Here is a 21,818-nt window from a genome sequence, read left to right on the forward strand (position 1 = left end):
GGAGTAGTTAGATATTACTCATCTATCCCAAAAGTAATACTTTTTAATTTGCGAGTCAAGTAATGAGGCTGAAACCTGATGTTAGTAAAGCCTAGGTCCACACCAGATCGTTGCCTGACTGAGATGTTTTTTCGGATGTTTTTGAGCCCATTTTTTTATCGAATTCGTCTTTCATTGAATCGCTAAACTTAAAACTTAGTAAGGTTGAGATTAACTCTGATCTGGTATTTTCATCGGACGATTCAAAATCGGAAACAGAGACTTCACCGCTTTCGATTAGCTGGCTGACTTTTTGTGAATTGAAGAAAGCCATCAAATCACCGTCGAATTTATTGTGTATTGAGATGTGAGGGTTGTGACAATCCAGCCAGGCATTCACATATATATTCATCGTTAAGAAATTCATTACCGTACCTTCTGTTAGTTGATCACTATTACTGGCGTTTATGGATCTGGGTAAATAGTTCTCGGCAAATAGTTATTGGTATTGAGAGCCATAAACGATTAATTAAGACTAATTAAAAAGATCTGGCTAGTACGAAGGAGGTGTTATCGTATTGGCTTGATATAAAAACAAGGGGGCAGGAACCACACCCCTTGTGCGCTACTTTGTAAGTATTTCCATGACTAAAAATACTTAAGTTGTTACCTACAACCGAGTTAAATAATAATGATTCTTATTTGTGTTTGCAACTCTTTTTTCATTTCATTACTATGACATGGGAAGAATGATTATGATTTACTCAAGCATCGATGATTAATCATTTATTAATTATCGACTAATCAGATAAATAGACCATAGTAATATTTCATGAATGATTTTATTCTCTATTCGATTATTGGCTCTGTCGTACTGACAGTATTGCTCAACGCCCTGCCCTTATTGTTTCCAAAGGCATCGGATAAACTAAGGCAAAAAATTGAGGAATACAGCCAGCGTAATGCTGAGCAGAAATACGACCCAGATCAGCCCGATGAGAATAAACCGAAGATCAACATTTTCTTCCCCTGGAAAGCGATGTTGCTAGGCTCTTTGATCTTAACCGTATTGATAAATCTCATCGCCTGGTTGTCCCGCTAAAAGAAGAAATTAACAGGATTTGACATGAAAAAAATCATCATCGTTCTGATCTCCAGCTTACTCAGCGCCTGTGCCACCATGAGCCCTAATGAGTGCCAAGGCACTAACTGGCGCGATAAAGGATATAGCGATGCTTTAAAAGGTCGTGGAATATGGCTTACTGGGCATACCAAAGCGTGTGCTAAAGCGGGAGTCGTACCGAATAAGAATGGCTATCTGGCTGGGCATCGTGCAGGCTCCAGAGTATTTTGTACCTTTGAAAATGGTATTGATTTTGGTAGAAGTGGCGACATTCCCAGAGGTATTTGTACTGCTCCTGAATTACAGCAACCGTTTTATAATGGTTATCGAGTAGGCCGAGATATTTATCTGGAATTAGAAATGTTGAGAGAAAGAATGTTTGATCGCCAGTTGTGGCTGGATAACCATCGACTTCGTCACCATCACCATAGACGTAACAATCACCGTGGTGATCATCGCGGGGAACATAATCACTCTCCGAATAAAACCAGAAGTAATAACACTAAAAACTAGTCGCTATCTCGTCTGTTTATCAGCGGGCATTAATATTGCAACAACGATACCTGCAACCGCACCACTGAAATGCCCTGCCCAGCTGATGCCTTCCCGAAAACTGGCTAAGCCTAAAATGAGCCCACCATAAAGAAGCAATGTAATTCCTGCAATGATGATGGTCTGCGTGGTTTTCTGGCGAATCGCTGTGGTAATTAAATACGTCCAATACGCGAAGACTAACCCCGAAGCGCCCACCACAATGCTGGAACTTAATAGCCACGTTAATAAACCACTGAGCAATATCATAGCAACGGTTGAGCCAATAAATAAATGCCGTCCAAAACTTCGTAAAAGCACACCTAATGCAAACAATGGAAATATATTACTGAATAGATGGCCAAAACCACCGTGTAAAAAAGGAGACAAGGGAATACCAAACAAACCCAGTAATGAACGAGGATGAATACCAAAGCGATTGAAATCGATAGGGATAATAAAATCGATAAGATAAGCGATGATGACTGCGCCTGTGAGCAATGCAGGCTCTGTTATGAACTGTTTTAGTTTATATACCATAACGCCATTATAGGGAAATTCAGAAAAAGTACCTATAAGTAGGGGGGTGGCTTTATACAAATATCTTACGACATTTGTATAAAAAAACGTCTGCCAAAATATCATCTTGAACTAAGCTTAAAGTTCTAATAATTATCTCTAAGACTGATATGAAAAAAACACGAATTCTGCTTTTCACACTCATTAGTTTTTCACTTTTAACGAGCAACCTCAGCGCTAAAGAAGCGCGTTACCCGGAATTTGGCAATGGTCGAATTCCTCAGGTATTGGCTAAAGCCAATGAATACATGGTCTCGTCAGCGAATCCTTATGCGACAGAAGCGGGTTTACGTATTCTGGAAAAAGGCGGCAGCGCGATTGATGCAGCTATCACGGTGCAACTGGTGCTGAATCTGGTTGAGCCAGAATCTAGTGGTATTGGTGGTGGTGCATTTTCATTGTATTGGGACAATGAGAATAAAAAACTATCCAGTTATGACGGTCGTGAAAAAGCACCAATGCTAGCCACTGAAAAACTCTTTCAGGAAGATGGCAAAAACATGAATTGGTGGGAAGCACTCGCAGGTGGAAGAGCCGTTGGAGTTCCCGGCGTCGTTGCAATGCTGGAAAAGGTGCATAAGCAACACGGTAAACTTCCGTGGGCTGATTTATTTGAAGATGCTATAAAACTTGCCGAAGACGGTTTCGAGATTTCGCCGAAATTAGGTCAGTCAATTCTTAATAAAACCAATCCTGCATTGGGTCGTTATGAAGAATCTTGGCGTTATTTCTTCCCCAATGGCAAACCACTTGCCGCAGGCACTATTAAGAAAAATCCGCAGTTTGCGATGACACTTCGACGCATTGCATTATTGGGCGCGAAAGGTTTTTATAAAGGTCAAATAGCGATGGATATCGTTACTGCTGTAAACGCTGCCGTCGATAACCCGGGATTAATGACGGTTGCAGATATGGCGAATTACGAAGCAGTGGAACGCCCACCTGTTTGCGCCAATTATAAAGTATACAAGGTTTGCGGCATGGGCCCACCAACCTCTGGCGGCATGACGGTTATCCAGATTTTAAAACTGCTGGAAGACAAAGACCTCGCGCAATATCAACCATTGTCGGTTGAGTCTGCGCACTTATTCGCACAAGCCGGCAAGCTTGCTTATGCTGACCGTGGCAAGTACATGGCAGATGCTGATTTTGTTAATGTGCCCGTAGAAGGCTTAATCGATGAAAGCTATTTAAAAGAGCGCGCTAAACTTATTGGCGAAAAAGACATGGGCAAAGCTGAAGCAGGTGTACCACCGAATGCTGACGCTAACTGGAAGCAATCTAAATCACCCGAGCAACCCAGCACCACTCATTTCAGTATTGTCGATAAACAAGGCAATGGCTTTTCGATGACATCGAGTATCGAAATGGCATTTGGTTCTACGGTTATGGTTGACGGATTTCTACTCAATAACCAACTCACTGATTTCTCATTCAGTAATGAAAAAGACGGTAATAAGATTGCGAATCGCGTTCAGCCAGGTAAACGTCCACGTAGCTCCATGTCACCGTTTATGGTTTTTGATAAAGATGACCAGCTAGTGATGTTGATTGGTTCTCCGGGTGGCAGCCGCATCATCAATTATGTCGCGAAAACCATGTTAGGCGTAATCGAATGGAATATGGATATTCAGGAGGCGATTAGCATGCCTCACTATGTAAACCGCAATGGGACAACCGACTTGGAACAGGACACCGATGCAGCAAGCCTGAAAGAAGGACTTGAAGCGATTGGGCATAAAGTATCGGTACGGGATTTAAATTCTGGCTTACACGGTATCGTGCGAACAGAAGCTGGCTTAGAAGGTGGTGCTGATCCGCGTCGTGTGGGTAAAGCGCTGGGTAAATAGTCTCAATATCCACTTAACAAATAAGTAAATCATTAACTGTCACCCCCCTACTTATAGCCACATTTTTAAACGTGGCTATAAAAAAGTGCCTATAAGTAGGGGGGTGTCATAACACTCTCTTTAATTCCCCTCTTTTATTCCCGATTCGCATACTCTAGAATCAAATAATTAAATGGAGCTGGCAGAAGCCAACTCCATCCCTCAATTAGATAAATTCAGGAATAACATGATCATTACACGACCAGACGATTGGCACCTCCACGTTCGAGAAGGTGCAGCATTAAAAAGCGTTGTTCCTGATACCGCCAAACAATTTAAACGCGCGATTATCATGCCGAATCTGGCTAACCCAGTCACAACCGTTGCGCACGCCAAAGCATATCGTGAAGAGATTTTAGCCGCGGTGCCTGATTCTGATTTCGAACCATTGATGACTCTGTATTTAACGGATAACACAACGGCCGAAACGATTCGCGAAGCCAAAGACAGTGGTTTTATCCATGCACTGAAACTTTATCCTGCAGGCGCTACCACCAATTCAGACAAAGGCGTCAGCGATCTAAAAAATATTTATCCTGCGTTAGAAGCGATGCAGGAAGCCGGAATATTATTACTGGTACACGGTGAAGTGACCGACCCTGCGATTGATATATTCGATCGCGAACAAGTGTTTATAGACACCATTTTGAAACCATTAATAGCTAAATTCCCAACGCTAAAAGTAGTACTGGAGCACATCACCACCAGTAACGCAGTGGAGTTTGTGAGTAATGCCCCGGATAATATAGGTGCAACGATTACGGCGCATCACCTATTGATGAATCGTAATGATATTTTTAAAGGCGGGATTCGTCCTCATCATTATTGCCTACCCATTTTAAAACGCGAAACACATCGACAAGCCTTGGTAAAAGCGGCCACTAGCGGCAATCCAAAATTTTTCCTGGGCACAGACAGCGCGCCCCACACACAATCTGCGAAAGAAACCGCCTGTGGCTGTGCGGGAATGTATACCGCATTACACGCGATGGAGCTTTATACAGAAGCGTTTGATAAAGCAAATGCTCTGGACAAACTAGAAGCATTTGCGAGTTTTTATGGCCCTGATTTTTATGGATTACCAAGAAATACAGGCACCATAGAGCTGAGTAAAGAAACCTGGGAAGTCCCTGAATCGCTAGCGATGGGAGACGAAAACCTCATACCATTACGTGCAGGTGAACATTGTCACTGGAAGCTTATTTCATAAAAACCATTACGTAATAAATGTTTGCCCCCGTAGTTATAGGCCTTTTTTAAAATATAGAGTTGTAAGCGAAAAGTGCGGGGGTGCCGCCAGTGTGAATAATCACAATATCATCGCCTTGTTGAAAACGACCTTGTTCAATTAAGCCAAACGCGCAGGCGAAAGCTTTACCGGAATACACTGGATCAGACAATAAACCTTCGTTATGCGCCAACAGTTGAATCGCATTTTTGGTTTGATCTGTAATTTTGCCGTAGCCTCCATCGAGGCAAAAATCCTCAACAAGCACATCGGCATCATCGATCAAGGTTTTTAAATCGCCGCTAGTGTCTAACAAATTATTGCAAAGGTATTGCGCGCATTGATGGACTCGCGCCTTCTGCTGTACCGCGTCTCGTCGCACGCAGGCGCCAATCACTGGTACTTGGTTATCTACCAATCTCAAACCCGTTAATAAACCTGTATGCGTATACGAACTTCCGGATGCAACAATGATTGCTGCGGGATTTAGCTTCTGCTCTTTAAATTGCTGGTCTAGCTCAAAGGCAGCAGCAACATAACCCAATGCACCTTTAGGTGTTTCTGACAGAGTCAGTGGAATGATATAAGGCTTCTTGCCTTGGTTGACCAAAGAATCGGCAATTTCTTTTAGCTGTTTATCTGCGCCCTCTTCGTCTTCACCGTCTGGATAATGATGTAGGGTTGCGCCATACACTTTGTATAAAGTGACATTGCCAGAATTGTGATACTCAGCAGGCTTATCAGGCACTCTATCTTCTAGTTGAAGATGACAATCCATTCCACATTTACGCGCAAACGCTGCGGCCATGCGCATATAGTTAGACTGCACCGCACCAGTAATAAGGATAGTATCGCAGCCTTGTGCTAGCGCTTCACCAAAATAAAATTCCAACTGACGGGCTTTATTTCCGCCCATTCCCAGACCCGTACAGTCATCACGTTTTACGTATAAATTGTAATCTCCAAAGTGTTTACTCAAATTAGGCATGTGCTCCAAGGGAGTCGGTGCATGTACGATTTGTGTACGAGGGAATTTGTCTAATATGTTATTCATGCCTAATGATAGTTTGATTTCTACACATTATCGAAAAAAGTATTGAAAAGTGAGCTTGTGACTTTTGTCACAAGATTTTCTCAATACTTGTTTTACACTTTACGATCAACACTAACAATCCCCCAATAATTGTTATGCCATAGTTGTTAAAAAATACAGGTCTCAAGACCTAAAGCGAGGAAACATGCCAACGTATAATCCTTCTTTTATTACGCAACAGTATCTACATACTGCCAATTCACCCTTTCTCGACAAAGTTGTATTCACCATCGACCATTTACACGAAGGTGGCCCTGGAATTTACAGCACCTTCGATGTTGTGAAACATTTAGTGAGTAAACAGATACCGGTTACTATTTTTATCCAATGTTCTGACCCGCTCAATTTTTGTCCTGCTGAAAAAAGAATTGCGCAAAGTATTTACGATCTTGATCATAATCTTGTGTCACTTGGCGCGCATGCGCTTACTCGGGGCAATAGTCAGGCGAATCAAAGTAATAATCTGGATAAGATTAAAGATGTCATCGCGGATATCACCGGAGCTGAGCCCCAAATAATGTCTTATCATGGCAGTAATGCGGGTCCTGAAAATGGCATTAGTTATGCGGGCATAACCTATGCAAGAGGTATTACAAGCGTTTGGTCTGATGCGTCAGCAGATAATCCGCTAAATACGCCGGTAATGAATATCAATTCTGTGAATGCCGCCTACGATTTCATCCAGCAACGTAATGCTGCTAATTTATCTGCGACTTTATTTGTACATTCTGTGGAATTAACCAGTGGCTCCGTCAAAAAATTAACGTTTGATACGATTGTGGCAGATGTAATTGGCCGAAGACTTCAAGCGATGTCTTATTTATCCGCAATGCAAACTGATTATACAGGGGCGCCCCCTACTCCCGGTCCTACGCAACCGATTGATCCTCCTCCAGGTACGCCTTGCCCATTAAGGCATTTTGCCAATAGTAAGATTACTCAATATTTACGAGTTAATAAGCGTGATGGTGTAAACGGTGTTTTTCAGGTTGCAGAACTACAACGTTTTCTTAATGAATTAGGCTTGGGCGCTGGAACCGCAGACGGTATTTTTGGATCAAATACCAAACTTGCAGTGATAAGTTATCAGATTATAAAGGGACTAGGCCCTGATGGGATCGTTGGTGCAAATACTAGAGCATCGATTAATGCCTACTGCGATTAGACTGCCGCGAGTCTATTACGACGAACTACTTTGATGGTTAAGAAAAGAGCCCGACTTCAGGTTTCACTTTTTTCAGGCCAAAAAAAACCGCGAAGCAACACAATGCCCCGCGGTCCAAGGAGGAGTCGGTATTTAATTATGCAGCTTTAGATGGGCTCGGCATAATTGGTGTTTGGTCTGCAGCTGTTTCTGTATCATTCGTTGCTGCTTTGAAATGTGAAACATTGTCAGGAATAATGTGTGACTGTGCTTCTTCACGCCATGGGTATCCGCTTGCACCTAGCTTTAAAAGCTCTCTTGAAACACCTAGATCTGCTAGTTGTCTGTCAGATAGCAATGATAATTCTTGTGCTGTGCGAGCATATCCAGATAACAGGAATGCTTCGTTTATATTTTTTAATACATTCTTGATATTCATTTGTTATACCTCTTGGAGTATATTGCGTTTTTTAATAAGAAAGGCTTTTTGCCCTTCGACAATTGAATATTAGAGTTTTACCATACTCTTCACAAGAGACTTAAAATCAACTCAATGGTTAGTTTTTCTAACCAAAAACGTCATTTACATAAATTTTAGGCAAAAAAAACCGCGAAACAACACAATGTTTCACGGTCCAAGGAGGAGATGGTAATAATCACGCAGTTTTAATAATTACTGCATAATTGAAATTTGTTTACTGAAATTGTGTTAATCTTCGAAAACTTGTTTTAGTCCTCATTAACACTTATCAGTGTAATCTTCCGAACAAGCTGTCTTGTCGTCCGATGAGTGAATATTAGAGTTCTCTGAGTTTGTTCACAAGCGACTAAAAATCAACCCACTGGTTAGTTTTGATAACCAATGATGATTTATGGTGATGAGGGATATGTCTGTAGCCGCCGTTGTAGCGGTCTTTTCTTCTGGTGGTTATTATTTTTATCGTTTGTTTATTGCGTTGATATTAAGCACTACTGGGAGGAGATTTATATTGATTTACCCAGATTTAGGTTTGTTTAGGTTTGTTCAGCTTAGTTATCTTGGTCCAGCTTTGCTTCTTCAAGTATCCATTCGATAAAAGCATCAACCGCATGACGGTTAGAATCCATCGATTCTGGTCGAATGACATAATACGAGCGTTCTAACGGGAGACTTAAATCAAAAGGCTGACACAGTCTGCCTGCTTCGATATCGCTTCTAGCCAGCATCTCAATGCCCATTAACACACCTTGTCCGTCAATGGCGGCATCCATCGCTAGCGATACATGATTAAAACGTAAGCCACGATCTACCTTAACTCCTGTGACACCGGCATGTTTTAACCAGGGTTTCCATTCTGGTCGACCTTTATAGTCAGTATTATCGTGAAGCAAGGTATGAAACTTAAGATCTTCTGGTGTTTTCAGTGGCTTATCAGGATTATTGAGTAAATCTGGGCTACACATGGGTATAGCTTTCACCGAGAATAACTTATCAACGGCACAACCGGGATAATTTCCAGAACCAAAGCGTATCGCCACATCAACATTATTCGCGCGAAAGATCTCTTCCATTGAGACATTGCCATCTTCGGCGTCAACCAATCCGGTTGTGCCACTGATCTGCATATCGATCTCTGGATATTTTAACGAGAAGCTGTGCAAGCGCGGCACTAACCACTTTGATGCAAATGAGGGTGCCATCCAGACAGTAAGGTTTTCATTAGTCTGGTGAGAGCTCATCAAATGCACTGCATCCGATAGATTATTAAAACCTTCGCGTAGCTTTGGCAAAGCTGCTTCAGCCGCTGGGGTTAAAGCGATAGAACGCGTTTGACGATGAATTAACTGGAACCCCAGATAATCTTCAAGGTTTTTTATTTGATGACTTACCGCAGCTCTGGTGACGTATAACTCGTTGGCTGCCTTAGTGAAACTCTTAAGTCGTGCGACTGCTTCAAAAGTTCTTAAAGCAGTTAAAGGTGGGAGGTGCGATGTCGGCATGAATTGCTAATAATGAATTAATTCAATGAAGTATAGGACACCCCCCCACTTTCAACCACTTTTTATACAATTAAACTTCATCTAACGCTATGATTTGCGTTTCCTGTTTGCCAGCTGCGACCCATTCCTGCATAAATTTGTTGCTTGATACGTGCTCTGCGTACTCTGCGGCAAAGCCCGATAGCTTCACATCATAACCCTGCAAGCGCATAACAACCGGCGCATACATGGCGTCGACGCCGCTAAATTCCCCCATTAACCATGGGCCTTTTACCGTCGCATTTTGCCTACAATAATCCCACAACGCATAAATACGCTGAATATCGGCTTTAACATCATCGTTGATTGGGTAATCGGGAAAGTGTTTTCTGAGATTCATTGGCAATGCATTTCTTAACGCAAAGAAACTCGAGTGCATTTCTGCTGCGGTTGATCTGGCGATTGCTCTGGCTTTCGCATCTATTGGCCAACCTTGCTTTTCCGGGAATTTATCTGCGACATACTCAATAATCGCCAAGGTATCCCAGATTTGTAAATCATCATCAAGCAACACTGGCACTTTGTCATTGGAAAAATAGGGACTTAAAATATCGTTGGTATCGTCTTCAAACAGGAATACCAATTTTTCCTTAAACTCCACATCAAGGTTCTTTAGAAAAAACCATGGACGCAACGACCACGTGGAATAGTTTTTATTACCGATAATTAGTTCTAGATTACTCATTTGCATTTCCTTTTGTGACTGCACTGCAGTTAATTAAATAGTTTTTTAAATAGTTATGTAATTAGTTGCTTGAAACATTGAAAGCTACTTTATCAATAACAGGTGCTATTGGATATTCACTCTTTCTGATCGCAGTATTCGCAATAGGTGATTGCATCTTTAATTCCTTAATTCCAAACTTCATTCCTCTCATCACAAAAAAAGCCCTGTAAGTAGGGGGGTGGCTTTTGATGTTTATAAGCTCAACAACATCTAAAACTACATATAGAGAACGCTACAGAACCTTACGATATGCATCAACTAATGACTCATGCATTTCCCAGTCACTTTCTAAGGGAAAGATATCTTCACCATCAATCAATGCCAATGCATCATTTAATACGCTTTTGCTGTAAAGCTTAGCCAATGAATTTGAATAATTAACCATGCCATCTAGTTGCAATAAAGTGTCGATACACTGGTAGACCTTTAAGCGCGCGGGGTTAATCTGTTTGTAATGCAACAGCCACTCACAGCCTTCTTGAATGCGTTCGTTGTCCTGACATTTAAGTGCCAGCAAGGTGATTAATTCGGTTACGCACAAATCTGCGAAAATACTATCAGCATCTGCAGGGTAGCCAATGAGAGTGGCTACGAGATATTGGTCTTCCAGATTTAAATCTTCAATCGCTTCAATCAATGCTTCGCATTCTGCCACTGTTTTGTGCTTTTTCAAGATGGCTTTTCGAATATCAATTCCTGCATTATTATTTTCCCAAACTAGGTTTTCTCTGGGGTAAACCTCTGACATACCAGGCACCAGAATTCGACAGCAAGGCACTCCCAGCTCTTGATAATCTGCGACATAGATATCGTTACCTTGCTGATGAATCAGGTCGCAGATATCTTCGAATGTTTTGTCAGCGGTTTGATCGTTACCCCAATCCACAAATTCATAATCTGCTTTATTCTGCAAAAACTGCCAACTCATCATGCCACTCGCATCGGTAAAGTGCGCTTCAAGGTTTTGGGGGCTAGCGACTTCATCCAGATCGAAACCGGCTTCGGTAAAGTTCTTTAATTTATCCAGTTCCCGATTTTTCAATAATTGCAATATTGCCTGCTCTAGCGCACGCCCAAACTGTGGATGTGCGCCAAAACTTGCGCAAACACCCTGATTTTCAGGGTTTAGCAAAGTGAGGGCGACAACGGGATATTTTCCTCCTAACGATGCATCTTGAATCAAAAGAGAAAAACCTGCGTGTTCTATCTCTTTGATACTTGTTTGGATATTCGGGTATCTGTCGAGCACACTGCCAGGAATATCGGGCAGTGAGACTCCTTCAGCGACCACTTTAAATTTCACAAAATTTTCGAGAATTTTAGTTAACGCTTGAATTCTCGCTTCAGCAAGCGAATCTCCTACTGACATGCCATTGCTGGCATAGAGATTGTCGATAATATTAATCGGAAAGTAGATCGACTCTTGCGTTTTCTCACACACAAAAGGCAGGCAACAGATTCCTCTATTGCGATTAGCTGAATTAGCATCAATCAGTTTATTCGCATCTAACTCACCATTAGCATTGTAAAAGTCTTGCAGTTCTTCATTCAAGACGCCCTCTGGCCACGATCCACTGGTGTTCGTTTCGAACCAGCGTTCATTTTTATAATGTACGTGTTTGCTATTAGAGATTTCATCCCCAAGATAGTAATCTGCCCAAAAGTAATGTGTAGAAAGTCGTCCGAAGAATTCCTTCAAGGCACTGGCTAAAGCCGCTTGTTTCGATACGCCCTTTCCATTGCTAACCAACAACGGACAGTCTTGGTCTTTAATGTTTACTGACCAGACATTAGTAATAGGGTTTGACCAGGATTGCTGCTGAATATGAAAATCCATTGCTGCCAATTTTTTTTGCATAAAGACAATAGAATCTTCTAGTGCGGCGTCTTTATTTAAAACATGAGTTTGGGAAGGCATAATTTTTTTAGTCTACTTTTGGTCTATTATTAATTATCACGTCGATAAATGAATCTATTACAGGAAAATATCAGTATTAATACAGGACAGGGATGCATCACAAATAATCCCACCATGCATTTTACAATATAGACATCAGGAATTAGCAGGAAATTTAGTTGAACACCCAAATTAAAACCTCAAACAGAACCAGTCTGCCCTTATGGTTCCTAGTATTGCTTACTGCAGCGCTAATCTTTGCGATTAGCCAGATAGGTGTTAGTGCCTATAAAAAAATGCAGATTAAAGACCCAGAGGTTAAAGCTGAGATATCCCAGATTCAATCCAGAAAAGAATTACTGCTGTTGCAGCCTAATGTCGTAAATACCAACTGGTTAAGAACACTCAACCCTTTGATGAAAAATGTCGAAGGAAGTATTGTGTGGAGTGGCGCGTTACAACAAGGTGTCGTTGAATTTATCAATTTACCTAAAATTAAAGACAACCAATATTATCAGTTATGGGTTCATGACTTGGCAGAGGCGAGCAATCAGGCAAGTTTGGTCTCGGTATTTAAAAGCCCAAATGACAAAGAGTTGTTGATGTCATTTGACACCATTAAGATTAAATCTCCCTATAAATTTGAATTGGTGTTACACACGGAAGGGGAAACGACCAACCAACCCTTGCTACTAGCCCAGCCTTAATTTTTACTGAAGTTCTTTCTCCATACGTTTTCCATTCTTTCACTTTTAAACACTTTCCTGTAAACGCTATATTTCCTTGTATATATTCCTTTGGGCGAAACAAGCTTTATAATTGATTGCGAATATTCTCTGAAGTCGACGACTAAACACAATCATGACTGATAACACCGAATCTAAAACCTCTGGCCTGGAATTTACGGAAGCTTCTGAATCCCGCGATTTTCTTAAGCAACAGCTGGATCAGAAACAAGCGCAACTGCTTCAATTAAAGCCTGATTGTGATCCATTGGAACGCGCACATTTACAACATGAAATAGCAGAAATCATGCTAGATTCTGGTGGTAACGGAATGCCTGAAGCAGCATGGGGTCTGGCAAAAGAATCTTTTTTGATCTACATGAAACACGATCAATTTGAAGACGCCGTCCATGCGCTCGATGCACTTTATCGTACAGATTTACCTGGCTCTGTTATCGCCTTAGGACATGCAATGTGGCTATCTGTCACCTACCCCATTGACCCTGAACTAAGCATTGTGATGATGAAGAATCTGGTCGATGATACGCCTGATAAGTCTGATGGCGCGGCAGTTGCAGCAGCAACAGCGCATTATATTGCTGACCTTCGACTAGAGGGAGAGAAGCGCGATAGTGTGATGTTTTTAACCACCAATATGATTGCCAAGGTTGCTGAAAGACACAGCAATGTCACGGATCAAGGTCAGTTAAACTTCTGGATGGATAAGCTTGAATTGAATGATCCTAATCTGTTTTTGCCAAAGCTGGCTCAAGTGATTGATGCAATCGTTGCTGGGGATTGGTGGTTTGATAGAGACGAGCTTCGTGCAAAACTTCCGGTTAATTAATCTATCACGCTAAGATCTAGAATCGCCTTGCAAGCGGACGAGTCCTAAGCTCATGGTAAGTAGGGGGGTGGCTTTAAATTTTTATAAACCGTTGAAACTTATAGATAGTTATTTGTTGGCCAAGCAATAAGAATCACTAATCTGCCATATATTACCGTTAGTTATCAGCATCTAAACCACTATCAGATGATATATACCTCAAATCTGCTTTCTCTATGAATAGCTTATGTGCAAGATTATATTTAATCAAAAATTACTTTGGTTAAATTTATGTTTAAAAAATATGCGCTTATATTATCTGTTTTGACCCTTTTCATCGCTTCTTTTAATGCCTCAGCTTGTGACGATAAAGCCTGTGAGAGCGCTTATTTAGCTGAAACCAAGCGTTATGTTGAAAATCAAATTCGCAGAGCTGAAGCCACTAAAGCGGAGCGACATGCTTATTCCAAGAATAGACAACGCCGTGCTTACGCATTATATGTACACATTCACTTTATGCTATTTGGCAGTGATCTGGATGAGAAACCAAACCGAATCTAGTTGAGCGCCTGCATGTTACTCTCTTCGTCATTCACTATTCGCCAGATGGTTCCTGGTACTTCAGCAAACGTTGTTTGAAAACGAGTATCATCTAAGTCTGAGCCAGGTACGGCTCTAATCATAATCCGCTTTATATTGCCCTCAAACTCATTATAGATTTCAGCATATATTTCAGGATCATGCTCACCACTATCCCCAATCAAAATAAATTGATGTGCTGGGTACTTTTGTAGAATAGTGCGAATCTTTTCAAGTTTGTATTCTTTGGAAGACTGCAAAAATTTTATAATGCTTGAATCTTTTAATCGAAAATCTCTCAGCGAAAAACTTCCGGAAGGATAATGCTGTTCCATAAAGGGTTTTAAACTGGGATATATTTGCCAAGGAGACGCTGAAACATAATGGAAGTACGCACCCTGATTTGCCAAGTCTTGATAGAATTCGGGCATATTGGGCGTGGTTTGATATTCTTCTAAAAACGTATTGCGTATCAACGCCCTCTTATCCAGAACCTCACTGATTTTAATAGTATCGTCTATATCAGAAATAACACTTAAGCCAGTTTCTGGTATTAACTGAGTTACCCCCATAAACTCCTGAGTCGATTCATGCTCAGACAAGGCTTTATACTTGAGCCACTTTTTCTGAGTAGAGGATTTGGGGATATATATCGTGGTTTTCCCATGCCCATTAGCAGCACTTGTGTTTAAAGTATGAATGCTGTCTTGTGGTGAATCATTATCGGACAAGCCTTCAACAACAATATCGAGTTTCTTGTTTCTTTCGTTATCAACAATAAACCACATGACTCTTTTCTTAAAAATCTCTGAATTAGCCTGCTCCTCAGAAATATCTAAGGATTCTGCAAATTCAGTCAATAGTTTATGCGTGAGTTTACGAAGAATCGATTGTTCTTCTTTTTCAAAGACCCATTGATGTATCGGCACTTCCCACTGCAGATCACTATTAAGGTGCGCAGACGTTGGAAAGAAAATGACGGTTTCATCTGACTTTAAAGGGCTACCGTTAGCAACCGTTGAACCCAGAATAAAAAGGCCAGAAATAGCCTTTTTAATAACTGCACTTATCATAAAGAGAAGACAGTTTTACCTTTAACAAAAGTCTGTGTGGTTTTTCCATTAAAACCCCAGCCAGTAAAGGGTGAATTCTTACCTTCACTTATCATATCCGTAGGATCCAATTGCCAGAAATATTCTGGATCGAATATGCTGAGGTCAGCAGGTTGGCCCGCCGACAATGTTCCTGCCTTAATACCTGCAAGCTCTGCTGGATTATGCGTTATATAAGAGATCGCCTGAGAAAGGGTTAACACTTTTTCTTCTACGAGACGCATCACTAGTGGTAACAATGTTTCGAAAGCTGAAATTCCTGGATCGGTTTCTTCAAAAGGAGCTAATTTAGCATCAATTTCATGCGGCTGATGGTCTGAACATATTGCATCAATCACGCCTGCTGAAACCGCACCTCGCAAGGCATCACGATCTCGTTCAGATCTTAAAGGCGGTATCGTATGACACAGTGGGTTGTAGTCTGCCACATCCATTTCAGTCAAAAATAACTGGTGAGCTGCAACATCGGCTGTTACAGGCAAACCATCCTGTTTGGCCTTGGTAAGCATTTCAATACTATCTGCACTTGAAAGTCTGCAAAAATGTACGGGGCAATTCGTCTGTTTAATTAAAATCAGAATCTGTGCCATACCAACCGTTTCGGTGGCGACAGGAATTGGATGAATGCCTAATCGTGTAGAAAGCGCACCTTCGTGCATGCCGCCATTCATCATTAATGAATGTTCAATGGGGTGTAAGAATAAAGGTAACTCGTAGGTAGCCGCATATTCCATCGCTTTTCGCAGTGTTGCCAAGTTTTGAATAGGCTGGTGACCTTGACTCAAACCGACACAGCCAACATATTTTAGGCTTCCCATGTGACTAAGCTGTTCGCCTTTTAAGCCTTGTGTTAAAGAACCAATAACACTGACACGAGCAAAACCCGCTTGCTTCGCCTTACTTTTAATTAATTTTACGGTGGCACCACTATCAATCGGTGAATTCGTTTCTGGCATACAACAGATGCGAGTAATTCCCGCGCTGACAGCGCTATAAGTCTCAAAGGCAATACGCGTTTTATTCTCTTGACCGGGCTCACGTAAATAAGCACTTAGATCAACAATTCCTGGCAATATCCACTGACCTTCTGCATCAATCACATGATCAGCATCGAAATCTTGATCAATATCTGTGCCGATGCCGGTAATTTTTCCTCTAGAAATTGCTATATCTGCAATCTCATCGATATCGTTTGCAGGGTCTATAATTCTGCCGTTTTTAATAAGCGTGAATTTACTCATTTTTACACCCCCCCACTTTCAGCACGTGAGCCGAGCACCATCGACATAACTGCCATTCGAACAGCAACCCCATTAGTGACTTGCTGGAGTATCACCGATTGAGGCCCATCGGCAACGCGAGAATCGATTTCGACGCCACGATTAACAGGTCCGGGATGCATCACAATCGCATCTGGCTTGGCCAGATTTAAGCGCTCTTCAGTCAAGCCATAACGAGCATAAAATTCTCTGACCGATGGGAGTAGCGCGGTATTCATTCGTTCATGCTGAAGGCGTAACATGATAACTACATCAACACCTTTAATACCTTTTTCGATATTGGTGAAGGTGCTTACACCCATTTCTTCTATCCTATCTGGCATCAAGGTTTTAGGAGCGATCAGCCTGATTTCACCCGCACATAAGGTAGTAAGCGCATGTATTTGTGAACGAGCGACTCTGGAATGTTTTATGTCTCCGACAATAGCGACTTTTAGCGGAGTAAATTCGCCTTTATGCTGCCTGATGGTCAACATATCAAGCATCGCTTGAGTCGGATGAGCATGTCTGCCATCACCGGCATTTATCACCCCGATATGGGGCGCACAGTATTTAGCTATAAAATGTGGTGCACTACTGCTTTGATGCCTGACTACAAACATATCGCAGTTCATTGCTTCAAGATTTCTAATGGTATCCAGTAAGCTTTCACCTTTCGCGGTAGCAGAGTTTCTTATATCTAAATTGATCAGATCTGCAGATAGCCTTTTTGCGGCGAGCTCAAAAGTTGTTCTGGTACGCGTGGAATTTTCAAAGAAAAGATTCATTACCGTTTTGCCCCTTAACAAGGGTGCCTGAACTTGTTTTTTTCCTGGTAGTGAAACGAATTGCTCTGCACGATCTAGAATTTCTTCGAGTAATAAAGGAGGAAGCCCTTCTACAGTTAGAAAGTGTTTAAGTTTGCCATCTGCAGTGAGTTGCATTGATGATGGTAATGGACCGGGGGTAATGATATCTCTATTCTCTTATGTTAGTTAGAGGAACTACCAAAATATTTACTAGCTCCAAACAATGTTAACTAAAAGCGAACTAGCTAATTTCTCGATTTATAACGCTAAGCTCTAATTTATCATCAGCTTTACTTAGCTTAAAATAACTTTCTGGCGTCATTTCCTGTTTAAAACCGACAACTTGAGCTTCAATAGGTAATTCTCGATGTCCTCTATCAATCAGTACGGCTAAAGTAATGCTAGCGGGTCGACCAAAATCGAAGAGTTCATTCATTGCAGCTCGTATTGTTCGACCTGTATATAGTACATCATCCACTAGAATGATATGTTTATTTTCCAAACTGAAGGGTAATTTTGAAGGCTTGATTTGAGGGTGCAAACCAATTCTACTGAAGTCATCACGATAAAAGCTGATGTTTAATTTTCCCAGTGGTTCTTCAATCTCTAGTAACTCATGAAGTTTTTCTGCAACCCAAACACCCGCAGAATGAATGCCTACCATTACAGGAGCCTCTGGGCTATTTTTTAACGCAGTTTCACGCAATTCCTGTGACATCTTTGTTAACAATTCATCAACGTTATAGTTCTTCTGATCTTTATCTATCATCGTGTTTTATTATCTACAATAGTGGTTTTATTGGCTTACCTGTAAGCGTTTTTCTGCATCCAGTTTTCTAAAATTATTGCCGCTGCAATTTTATCAACCTCGTCTTTAGTGACTTTTTTCTTTCTGCCACTTTGTCTAAGTTGTTTTAATCTCGCTGCTGCTTCAATTGAAGTGAATTGCTCATTTTCCTGATCTACTTTGAGATTATAACGTCCTTGAAGTTGATTACAAAAACGCTCAATTCGCTTTTTTATAGGATTTTCAGTTTCATCTAACGTCATTGGAAGCCCAACGACTAAATGTTCTGGTTTCCATTCTTGAATTAAATGAGTAATGCCTTCCCAATCGGGGCGCTCATCTTTGCTGATTAGCGTACATTCTGGCGTAGCTGAGCCGGTGAGTGTATTGCCTACCGCAACCCCAGTTCTTTTCAAACCAAAATCAAATGCAAGTATTACAGACAATAGAAATAGTCCTTAATCATGTCCTGCGACATCGCTAATGAGATTTACATCAAAGCCGAGTGTATCCGCAGCACCTTGCCAACGGTCTGCATAAGGCATATCGAAGATGATTTTTTTATCGGCGGGGCAATTTAGCCAGGAGTTTTCTTTGATTTCAGCTTCTACTTGCCCGGGAGCCCAGCTTGCGCAACCCAGTGCTAACAGGTAGTTTTCAGGGCCATCACCTTTTGCGATATCTTCAAGTATATCTCTGGAAGCGGTCACCGCTAAATCGTTACCGATTTCCAGGGTGTTTTCCCACTTACGCTGAGTATCGTGAATGACGAAACCTTGCTCGACTTGTACAGGACCACCACGAAGTGCCAGCATGTTTTTATCAGGAAAGTTTTCAGTAGAGATATCAAGTTGACCGAAAAGCTCATCAACGGTTATTTCAATGGGCCGATTAATAGTTAGCCCAAGACAGCCTTCATCGTTGTGCTGGCATATCAGCGTGACTGAATGCTCAAAGTAAGGGTCAGCCAATGCAGGCATGGCAATAAGTAACTGGCTTTGAAGAAAGCTATCACTTTGATTGCTGCTAGTGTCTTTTGTAGCGACTGTATCCTTGGTCTCGTTATCATCCATCAATTAATCATACCTGATTTAATTAGATGAGAATACGCCTTTACTGCCGCCTTTTTTATGAAAAACGATAGTTCTAGTTATATTCAATCGATCATACTTTTTGCGAATTTCTTTCGGCAACGGTTCATAAGGAGCAGCTAGTTTCACAATCTTCAACGCTGCATCGTCAAGGACTTTTGAGCCAGAAGAAACGGATATCTGAATTTCTACCACTCTGCCAGCACGATCAAGTGTGGTATTTAAAATCAAGGTACCACTCAGACTTAGATCCAGTGCTTTTTGTGGGAAGTTGATATTACCTATACGTTCCAGCTTTTTAGACCAGGTATAAATATATTCTGCTTCAACCGTTCCTTTGGCACTTAATGAATCGATAAAGTGGATTCTTGGACGCTTCGCAAAACGTTCTTCCTGTTGACTCATTTCAGCCATCAATTTAGCAATGGCTAGTGTTTGCTCCGAATTATCAACAATGGTCTTAACGGGTTCTTCTTGTGGTTGCTCTTCTGGAAGCTTTTGAATAAATTTATTCGTCTGACCCTTGGTCGTTAGGATTTGCGGCTCAGGCTTGGGTGTAACTTCGGCGATATTTTTTTCTGAAGTGACAATCTCATCCCCATTCTCAAGGTTTTCCTCTTGTGCGGCCAGCGGACTTTTCAATCGACTCTTTTCGTCCTCACTACCGCTACCTTGTTGATTACTGTTCGCCATGAAGTCAGCTTTATCAGGTGCTTTCACATCCTGCGGCATAACCATGGTTACATCAAATGTAGGCGAAGGTGGAGACTCTGGAAACTGCGGAGGTTTGAAACCCATAGCGTATAATCCGGCATGTAATAACAAGGAAACCGGTATTGTAAAAAGCAGAGGATCTTTACCAAAAATTTTTATAGAAGACATAAGTATTAGTAATTATTATTGTATTTATTTTAAACAACTTGCCCCACGGTATGAAACCGAATAATAACTATAACATAAAAAAATTTTAATTGCGATGACAACTAACCGACAACCATACAACGACTAATGAGCATTTCTGTGTATGACTCATACTTTCCTGCATTACTCTTCTGGCTTTGTTTCCACAGCTCTAGTTTCCACGGTCTTGGTTTCCTCAGTCTGAGTTTCTGCGTTATCGGCCGAATCATCGTCAGTGGCAACTATCACAATTTTATTCGGGTTTAATGCGGTAATCTCTTTTGCTATTTCAATAGGAATTAGACTGCGTTTACCACCTAGAAAAGTAATAGCCAAGCTACCATCAGCGAGTTCTTGCTGCTGCTTTTCTGTGACAAACAAATATTTTATTGTGGTTCCTACGACAAAATTGTAACGAATATCTGCTGCTTCATCGTTTTTAAGGTTCTCAGTAATCAGCTTATTGATTTTGCCGTTTGTTTCTTTTTTGATTCTCTCTGCTTCTTGCTTCTTTTTTAGCGCAGCTTGTTTTTCATTTCTTTCAAGCGCTGAACGCTCTTTATAAAACTGTTCTAAATCAGACACTTCTCTCTTCTGCTTTTGTGATGATGCAGACTTTCTATTTGAAACAGGCTTCTGTTTCGCCTTATGATTATTCCTATTTCCAGTAAATTTCTTTTTTGGTTTCGGCTTTTCTGCTGCCTTCTTTACTTGATCTTCAGTAACAAGGCCGGCTTTCAATAATTGGTCGCTAAGTGAACTCATAATCTATCTTTAGGTTTTTATATTATTGAGAATCATAATATAGGTTCTATTTAATTCCTATACTGTTTGTCAAACTCTCTGGGGCCGTTATAATGCGCCGTAATTTAAATCGCGATACGGAATACCTCTATGAACATTGATAATATTGAAATAGGCAGTAACTACCCTGAAGAAGTTAATGTAATTATTGAAATACCTGCAGAATCTTCACCTGTAAAATACGAAATTGAAAAGGATAGTGGCGCACTATTTGTTGACCGTTTCATGCAGGCACCTATTTTTTACCCTGCCAATTACGGATTTATTCCGCATACATTAGCTGAAGATGGCGATGCTATGGATGTACTTGTTGTGACACCTACTCCATTAATTCACAACTGTGTTATCGCTGCACGTCCTGTTGGAATTCTTGAAATGACTGACGAAGCGGGTAAAGACTCTAAAGTTCTTGCCGTTCCTGCTAGAGGCTTACACTCTGCATCAGATCATTTACAAAGCTACACAGACCTACCACCATTATTACTAGAGCAAATCGAGCATTTCTTTGAGTACTACAAAGTTATGGATAAAGACAAGTGGGTTAAGCTTGATGGTTGGAATGATGCAGATGCAGCTAAACAAGCAATCCTGGACAGCATTAAAATGTTCAACGACGATAAAGGTTAACAAAGGTTAATTACAATACTTGGCTTTTTTGTATAAAATACCAACACGCGGGTATAAATACACTAAAAAGCATGCGTAGCAATTATGCTC

At 41.1% G+C, this 21,818-nt stretch carries 24 protein-coding genes; 9 read left to right on the plus strand and 15 right to left on the minus strand.

Annotated features, from left to right (window positions below; translation table 11 throughout):
• Positions 1 to 91: 91 nt before the first annotated feature.
• The gene (locus EV695_RS19695) at positions 92 to 406 is read right to left on the minus strand and encodes a hypothetical protein (protein ID WP_131907716.1); all 315 of its coding nucleotides are present in this window, start codon (positions 404 to 406) and stop codon (positions 92 to 94) included.
• A gap of 405 nt (positions 407 to 811) precedes the next feature.
• Here EV695_RS19695 and EV695_RS19700 point away from each other — a divergent pair, with 405 nt between their 5' ends.
• Positions 812 to 1,081, plus strand: a complete 270-nt coding sequence (locus EV695_RS19700; RefSeq protein WP_131907717.1) for a hypothetical protein — start codon at positions 812 to 814, stop codon at positions 1,079 to 1,081.
• 24 nt (positions 1,082 to 1,105) lie between these two features.
• Positions 1,106 to 1,615 (plus strand): DUF2799 domain-containing protein, encoded by a 510-nt coding sequence (locus EV695_RS19705; RefSeq protein WP_131907718.1) that lies wholly within the window; start codon positions 1,106 to 1,108, stop codon positions 1,613 to 1,615.
• A 3-nt stretch (positions 1,616 to 1,618) separates the two neighbouring features.
• On the opposite strand, the gene EV695_RS19710 is transcribed toward EV695_RS19705, so the two are convergent.
• Positions 1,619 to 2,173, minus strand: a complete 555-nt coding sequence (locus EV695_RS19710) for a rhomboid family intramembrane serine protease (protein WP_165874767.1) — start codon at positions 2,171 to 2,173, stop codon at positions 1,619 to 1,621.
• Between the two features lie 149 nt (positions 2,174 to 2,322).
• Here EV695_RS19710 and ggt point away from each other — a divergent pair, with 149 nt between their 5' ends.
• Together ggt and pyrC are read left to right on the plus strand one after the other, a co-directional pair.
• Positions 2,323 to 4,062 (plus strand): gamma-glutamyltransferase, encoded by a 1,740-nt coding sequence (gene ggt / locus EV695_RS19715; RefSeq protein ID WP_131907720.1) that lies wholly within the window; start codon positions 2,323 to 2,325, stop codon positions 4,060 to 4,062.
• 226 nt (positions 4,063 to 4,288) lie between these two features.
• Positions 4,289 to 5,311, plus strand: coding sequence for a dihydroorotase (gene pyrC, locus EV695_RS19720; RefSeq protein ID WP_207907168.1), 1,023 nt, complete (start codon positions 4,289 to 4,291; stop codon positions 5,309 to 5,311).
• 46 nt (positions 5,312 to 5,357) lie between these two features.
• On the opposite strand, the gene EV695_RS19725 is transcribed toward pyrC, so the two are convergent.
• Complete coding sequence (locus tag EV695_RS19725) at positions 5,358 to 6,383, minus strand: D-cysteine desulfhydrase family protein (RefSeq protein WP_131907722.1); 1,026 nt, start codon at positions 6,381 to 6,383, stop codon at positions 5,358 to 5,360.
• Positions 6,384 to 6,567: 184 nt separating this feature from the next.
• On the opposite strand from EV695_RS19725, the gene EV695_RS20300 reads away from it, so the two are divergent.
• On the plus strand, positions 6,568 to 7,587 hold the full coding sequence (locus EV695_RS20300) for a peptidoglycan-binding domain-containing protein (protein ID WP_207907169.1): 1,020 nt from the start codon (positions 6,568 to 6,570) through the stop codon (positions 7,585 to 7,587).
• A 136-nt stretch (positions 7,588 to 7,723) separates the two neighbouring features.
• Here the strand turns inward: EV695_RS20300 and EV695_RS19735 are convergent, their stop codons facing one another.
• The 4 genes from EV695_RS19735 to ycaO all read right to left on the minus strand — a co-directional run bounded on the left by EV695_RS19735 (position 7,724) and on the right by ycaO (position 12,230).
• Positions 7,724 to 8,005: a DUF1127 domain-containing protein gene (locus EV695_RS19735; protein ID WP_131907723.1), complete on the minus strand. Its 282-nt coding sequence runs from the start codon at positions 8,003 to 8,005 to the stop codon at positions 7,724 to 7,726.
• A 590-nt stretch (positions 8,006 to 8,595) separates the two neighbouring features.
• Positions 8,596 to 9,546, minus strand: coding sequence for a transcriptional regulator GcvA (gcvA, locus tag EV695_RS19740; protein ID WP_131907724.1), 951 nt, complete (start codon positions 9,544 to 9,546; stop codon positions 8,596 to 8,598).
• Between the two features lie 70 nt (positions 9,547 to 9,616).
• The gene (locus EV695_RS19745; protein WP_165874768.1) at positions 9,617 to 10,270 is read right to left on the minus strand and encodes a glutathione S-transferase; all 654 of its coding nucleotides are present in this window, start codon (positions 10,268 to 10,270) and stop codon (positions 9,617 to 9,619) included.
• Between the two features lie 274 nt (positions 10,271 to 10,544).
• Entirely contained in the window at positions 10,545 to 12,230 is a 1,686-nt protein-coding gene (gene ycaO / locus EV695_RS19750; RefSeq protein WP_131907726.1) for a 30S ribosomal protein S12 methylthiotransferase accessory factor YcaO, read from the minus strand.
• A 158-nt stretch (positions 12,231 to 12,388) separates the two neighbouring features.
• On the opposite strand from ycaO, the gene EV695_RS19755 reads away from it, so the two are divergent.
• From EV695_RS19755 to EV695_RS19765, 3 genes are all read left to right on the plus strand, one after another.
• Entirely contained in the window at positions 12,389 to 12,916 is a 528-nt protein-coding gene (locus EV695_RS19755; RefSeq protein WP_131907727.1) for an anti-sigma factor, read from the plus strand.
• A 154-nt stretch (positions 12,917 to 13,070) separates the two neighbouring features.
• The gene (locus EV695_RS19760; RefSeq protein ID WP_131907728.1) at positions 13,071 to 13,781 is read left to right on the plus strand and encodes a hypothetical protein; all 711 of its coding nucleotides are present in this window, start codon (positions 13,071 to 13,073) and stop codon (positions 13,779 to 13,781) included.
• Positions 13,782 to 14,051: 270 nt separating this feature from the next.
• The gene (locus tag EV695_RS19765; protein WP_131907729.1) at positions 14,052 to 14,321 is read left to right on the plus strand and encodes a hypothetical protein; all 270 of its coding nucleotides are present in this window, start codon (positions 14,052 to 14,054) and stop codon (positions 14,319 to 14,321) included.
• On the opposite strand, the gene EV695_RS19770 is transcribed toward EV695_RS19765, so the two are convergent.
• The 8 genes from EV695_RS19770 to EV695_RS19805 all read right to left on the minus strand — a co-directional run bounded on the left by EV695_RS19770 (position 14,318) and on the right by EV695_RS19805 (position 21,062).
• Positions 14,318 to 15,412 carry a phosphatidate phosphatase App1 family protein gene (locus EV695_RS19770; protein WP_131907730.1) on the minus strand — a complete coding sequence of 365 codons (1,095 nt, stop codon included), beginning with the start codon at positions 15,410 to 15,412 and terminating at the stop codon, positions 14,318 to 14,320. The genes EV695_RS19765 and EV695_RS19770 overlap by 4 nt on opposite strands.
• A complete protein-coding gene (locus EV695_RS19775; protein WP_131907731.1) occupies positions 15,409 to 16,692 on the minus strand; it encodes a dihydroorotase in 1,284 nt (427 codons plus the stop codon). The genes EV695_RS19770 and EV695_RS19775 overlap by 4 nt, the downstream gene beginning before the upstream one ends.
• 2 nt (positions 16,693 to 16,694) lie before the next feature.
• Positions 16,695 to 17,654, minus strand: coding sequence for an aspartate carbamoyltransferase catalytic subunit (locus tag EV695_RS19780; protein WP_131907732.1), 960 nt, complete (start codon positions 17,652 to 17,654; stop codon positions 16,695 to 16,697).
• Between the two features lie 106 nt (positions 17,655 to 17,760).
• A complete protein-coding gene (gene pyrR / locus EV695_RS19785) occupies positions 17,761 to 18,288 on the minus strand; it encodes a bifunctional pyr operon transcriptional regulator/uracil phosphoribosyltransferase PyrR (protein WP_131907733.1) in 528 nt (175 codons plus the stop codon).
• 35 nt (positions 18,289 to 18,323) lie between these two features.
• The gene (ruvX, locus tag EV695_RS19790) at positions 18,324 to 18,752 is read right to left on the minus strand and encodes a Holliday junction resolvase RuvX (protein WP_131907734.1); all 429 of its coding nucleotides are present in this window, start codon (positions 18,750 to 18,752) and stop codon (positions 18,324 to 18,326) included.
• A 12-nt stretch (positions 18,753 to 18,764) separates the two neighbouring features.
• Entirely contained in the window at positions 18,765 to 19,379 is a 615-nt protein-coding gene (locus EV695_RS19795) for a YqgE/AlgH family protein (protein WP_131907735.1), read from the minus strand.
• 18 nt (positions 19,380 to 19,397) lie between these two features.
• A complete protein-coding gene (locus EV695_RS19800) occupies positions 19,398 to 20,279 on the minus strand; it encodes an energy transducer TonB (RefSeq protein WP_131907736.1) in 882 nt (293 codons plus the stop codon).
• Positions 20,280 to 20,441: 162 nt separating this feature from the next.
• Positions 20,442 to 21,062, minus strand: coding sequence for a DUF2058 family protein (locus EV695_RS19805; RefSeq protein ID WP_131907737.1), 621 nt, complete (start codon positions 21,060 to 21,062; stop codon positions 20,442 to 20,444).
• A 129-nt stretch (positions 21,063 to 21,191) separates the two neighbouring features.
• On the opposite strand from EV695_RS19805, the gene ppa reads away from it, so the two are divergent.
• The gene (ppa, locus tag EV695_RS19810; RefSeq protein WP_131907738.1) at positions 21,192 to 21,728 is read left to right on the plus strand and encodes an inorganic diphosphatase; all 537 of its coding nucleotides are present in this window, start codon (positions 21,192 to 21,194) and stop codon (positions 21,726 to 21,728) included.
• Positions 21,729 to 21,818: the final 90 nt, after the last annotated feature.

It is taken from the genome of Cocleimonas flava (assembly GCF_004339015.1).
Classification (GTDB): Bacteria; Pseudomonadota; Gammaproteobacteria; order Thiotrichales; family Thiotrichaceae; genus Cocleimonas; species Cocleimonas flava.

Excerpts from the sequence above, each read along its gene's own strand:
- EV695_RS19710 (WP_165874767.1), bottom strand. The coding sequence starts at position 2,173 with ATGGTATATAAACTAAAACAGTTCATAACAGAGCCTGCATTGCTCACA.
- EV695_RS19775 (WP_131907731.1), bottom strand. The coding sequence starts at position 16,692 with ATGAGTAAATTCACGCTTATTAAAAACGGCAGAATTATAGACCCTGCA.
- ppa (WP_131907738.1), top strand. The coding sequence starts at position 21,192 with ATGAACATTGATAATATTGAAATAGGCAGTAACTACCCTGAAGAAGTT.
- EV695_RS19805 (WP_131907737.1), bottom strand. The coding sequence starts at position 21,062 with ATGAGTTCACTTAGCGACCAATTATTGAAAGCCGGCCTTGTTACTGAA.
- ycaO (WP_131907726.1), bottom strand. The coding sequence starts at position 12,230 with ATGCCTTCCCAAACTCATGTTTTAAATAAAGACGCCGCACTAGAAGAT.
- EV695_RS19800 (WP_131907736.1), bottom strand. The coding sequence starts at position 20,279 with ATGTCTTCTATAAAAATTTTTGGTAAAGATCCTCTGCTTTTTACAATA.
- EV695_RS19795 (WP_131907735.1), bottom strand. The coding sequence starts at position 19,379 with ATGGATGATAACGAGACCAAGGATACAGTCGCTACAAAAGACACTAGC.
- EV695_RS19700 (WP_131907717.1), top strand. The coding sequence starts at position 812 with ATGAATGATTTTATTCTCTATTCGATTATTGGCTCTGTCGTACTGACA.
- ggt (WP_131907720.1), top strand. The coding sequence starts at position 2,323 with ATGAAAAAAACACGAATTCTGCTTTTCACACTCATTAGTTTTTCACTT.
- EV695_RS19695 (WP_131907716.1), bottom strand. The coding sequence starts at position 406 with ATGAATTTCTTAACGATGAATATATATGTGAATGCCTGGCTGGATTGT.
- EV695_RS19760 (WP_131907728.1), top strand. The coding sequence starts at position 13,071 with ATGACTGATAACACCGAATCTAAAACCTCTGGCCTGGAATTTACGGAA.
- pyrC (WP_207907168.1), top strand. The coding sequence starts at position 4,289 with ATGATCATTACACGACCAGACGATTGGCACCTCCACGTTCGAGAAGGT.
- EV695_RS19745 (WP_165874768.1), bottom strand. The coding sequence starts at position 10,270 with ATGAGTAATCTAGAACTAATTATCGGTAATAAAAACTATTCCACGTGG.
- EV695_RS19770 (WP_131907730.1), bottom strand. The coding sequence starts at position 15,412 with ATGATAAGTGCAGTTATTAAAAAGGCTATTTCTGGCCTTTTTATTCTG.
- EV695_RS19705 (WP_131907718.1), top strand. The coding sequence starts at position 1,106 with ATGAAAAAAATCATCATCGTTCTGATCTCCAGCTTACTCAGCGCCTGT.
- EV695_RS19735 (WP_131907723.1), bottom strand. The coding sequence starts at position 8,005 with ATGAATATCAAGAATGTATTAAAAAATATAAACGAAGCATTCCTGTTA.
- EV695_RS19780 (WP_131907732.1), bottom strand. The coding sequence starts at position 17,654 with ATGCAACTCACTGCAGATGGCAAACTTAAACACTTTCTAACTGTAGAA.
- EV695_RS19765 (WP_131907729.1), top strand. The coding sequence starts at position 14,052 with ATGTTTAAAAAATATGCGCTTATATTATCTGTTTTGACCCTTTTCATC.
- gcvA (WP_131907724.1), bottom strand. The coding sequence starts at position 9,546 with ATGCCGACATCGCACCTCCCACCTTTAACTGCTTTAAGAACTTTTGAA.
- pyrR (WP_131907733.1), bottom strand. The coding sequence starts at position 18,288 with ATGATAGATAAAGATCAGAAGAACTATAACGTTGATGAATTGTTAACA.
- EV695_RS19725 (WP_131907722.1), bottom strand. The coding sequence starts at position 6,383 with ATGAATAACATATTAGACAAATTCCCTCGTACACAAATCGTACATGCA.
- EV695_RS20300 (WP_207907169.1), top strand. The coding sequence starts at position 6,568 with ATGCCAACGTATAATCCTTCTTTTATTACGCAACAGTATCTACATACT.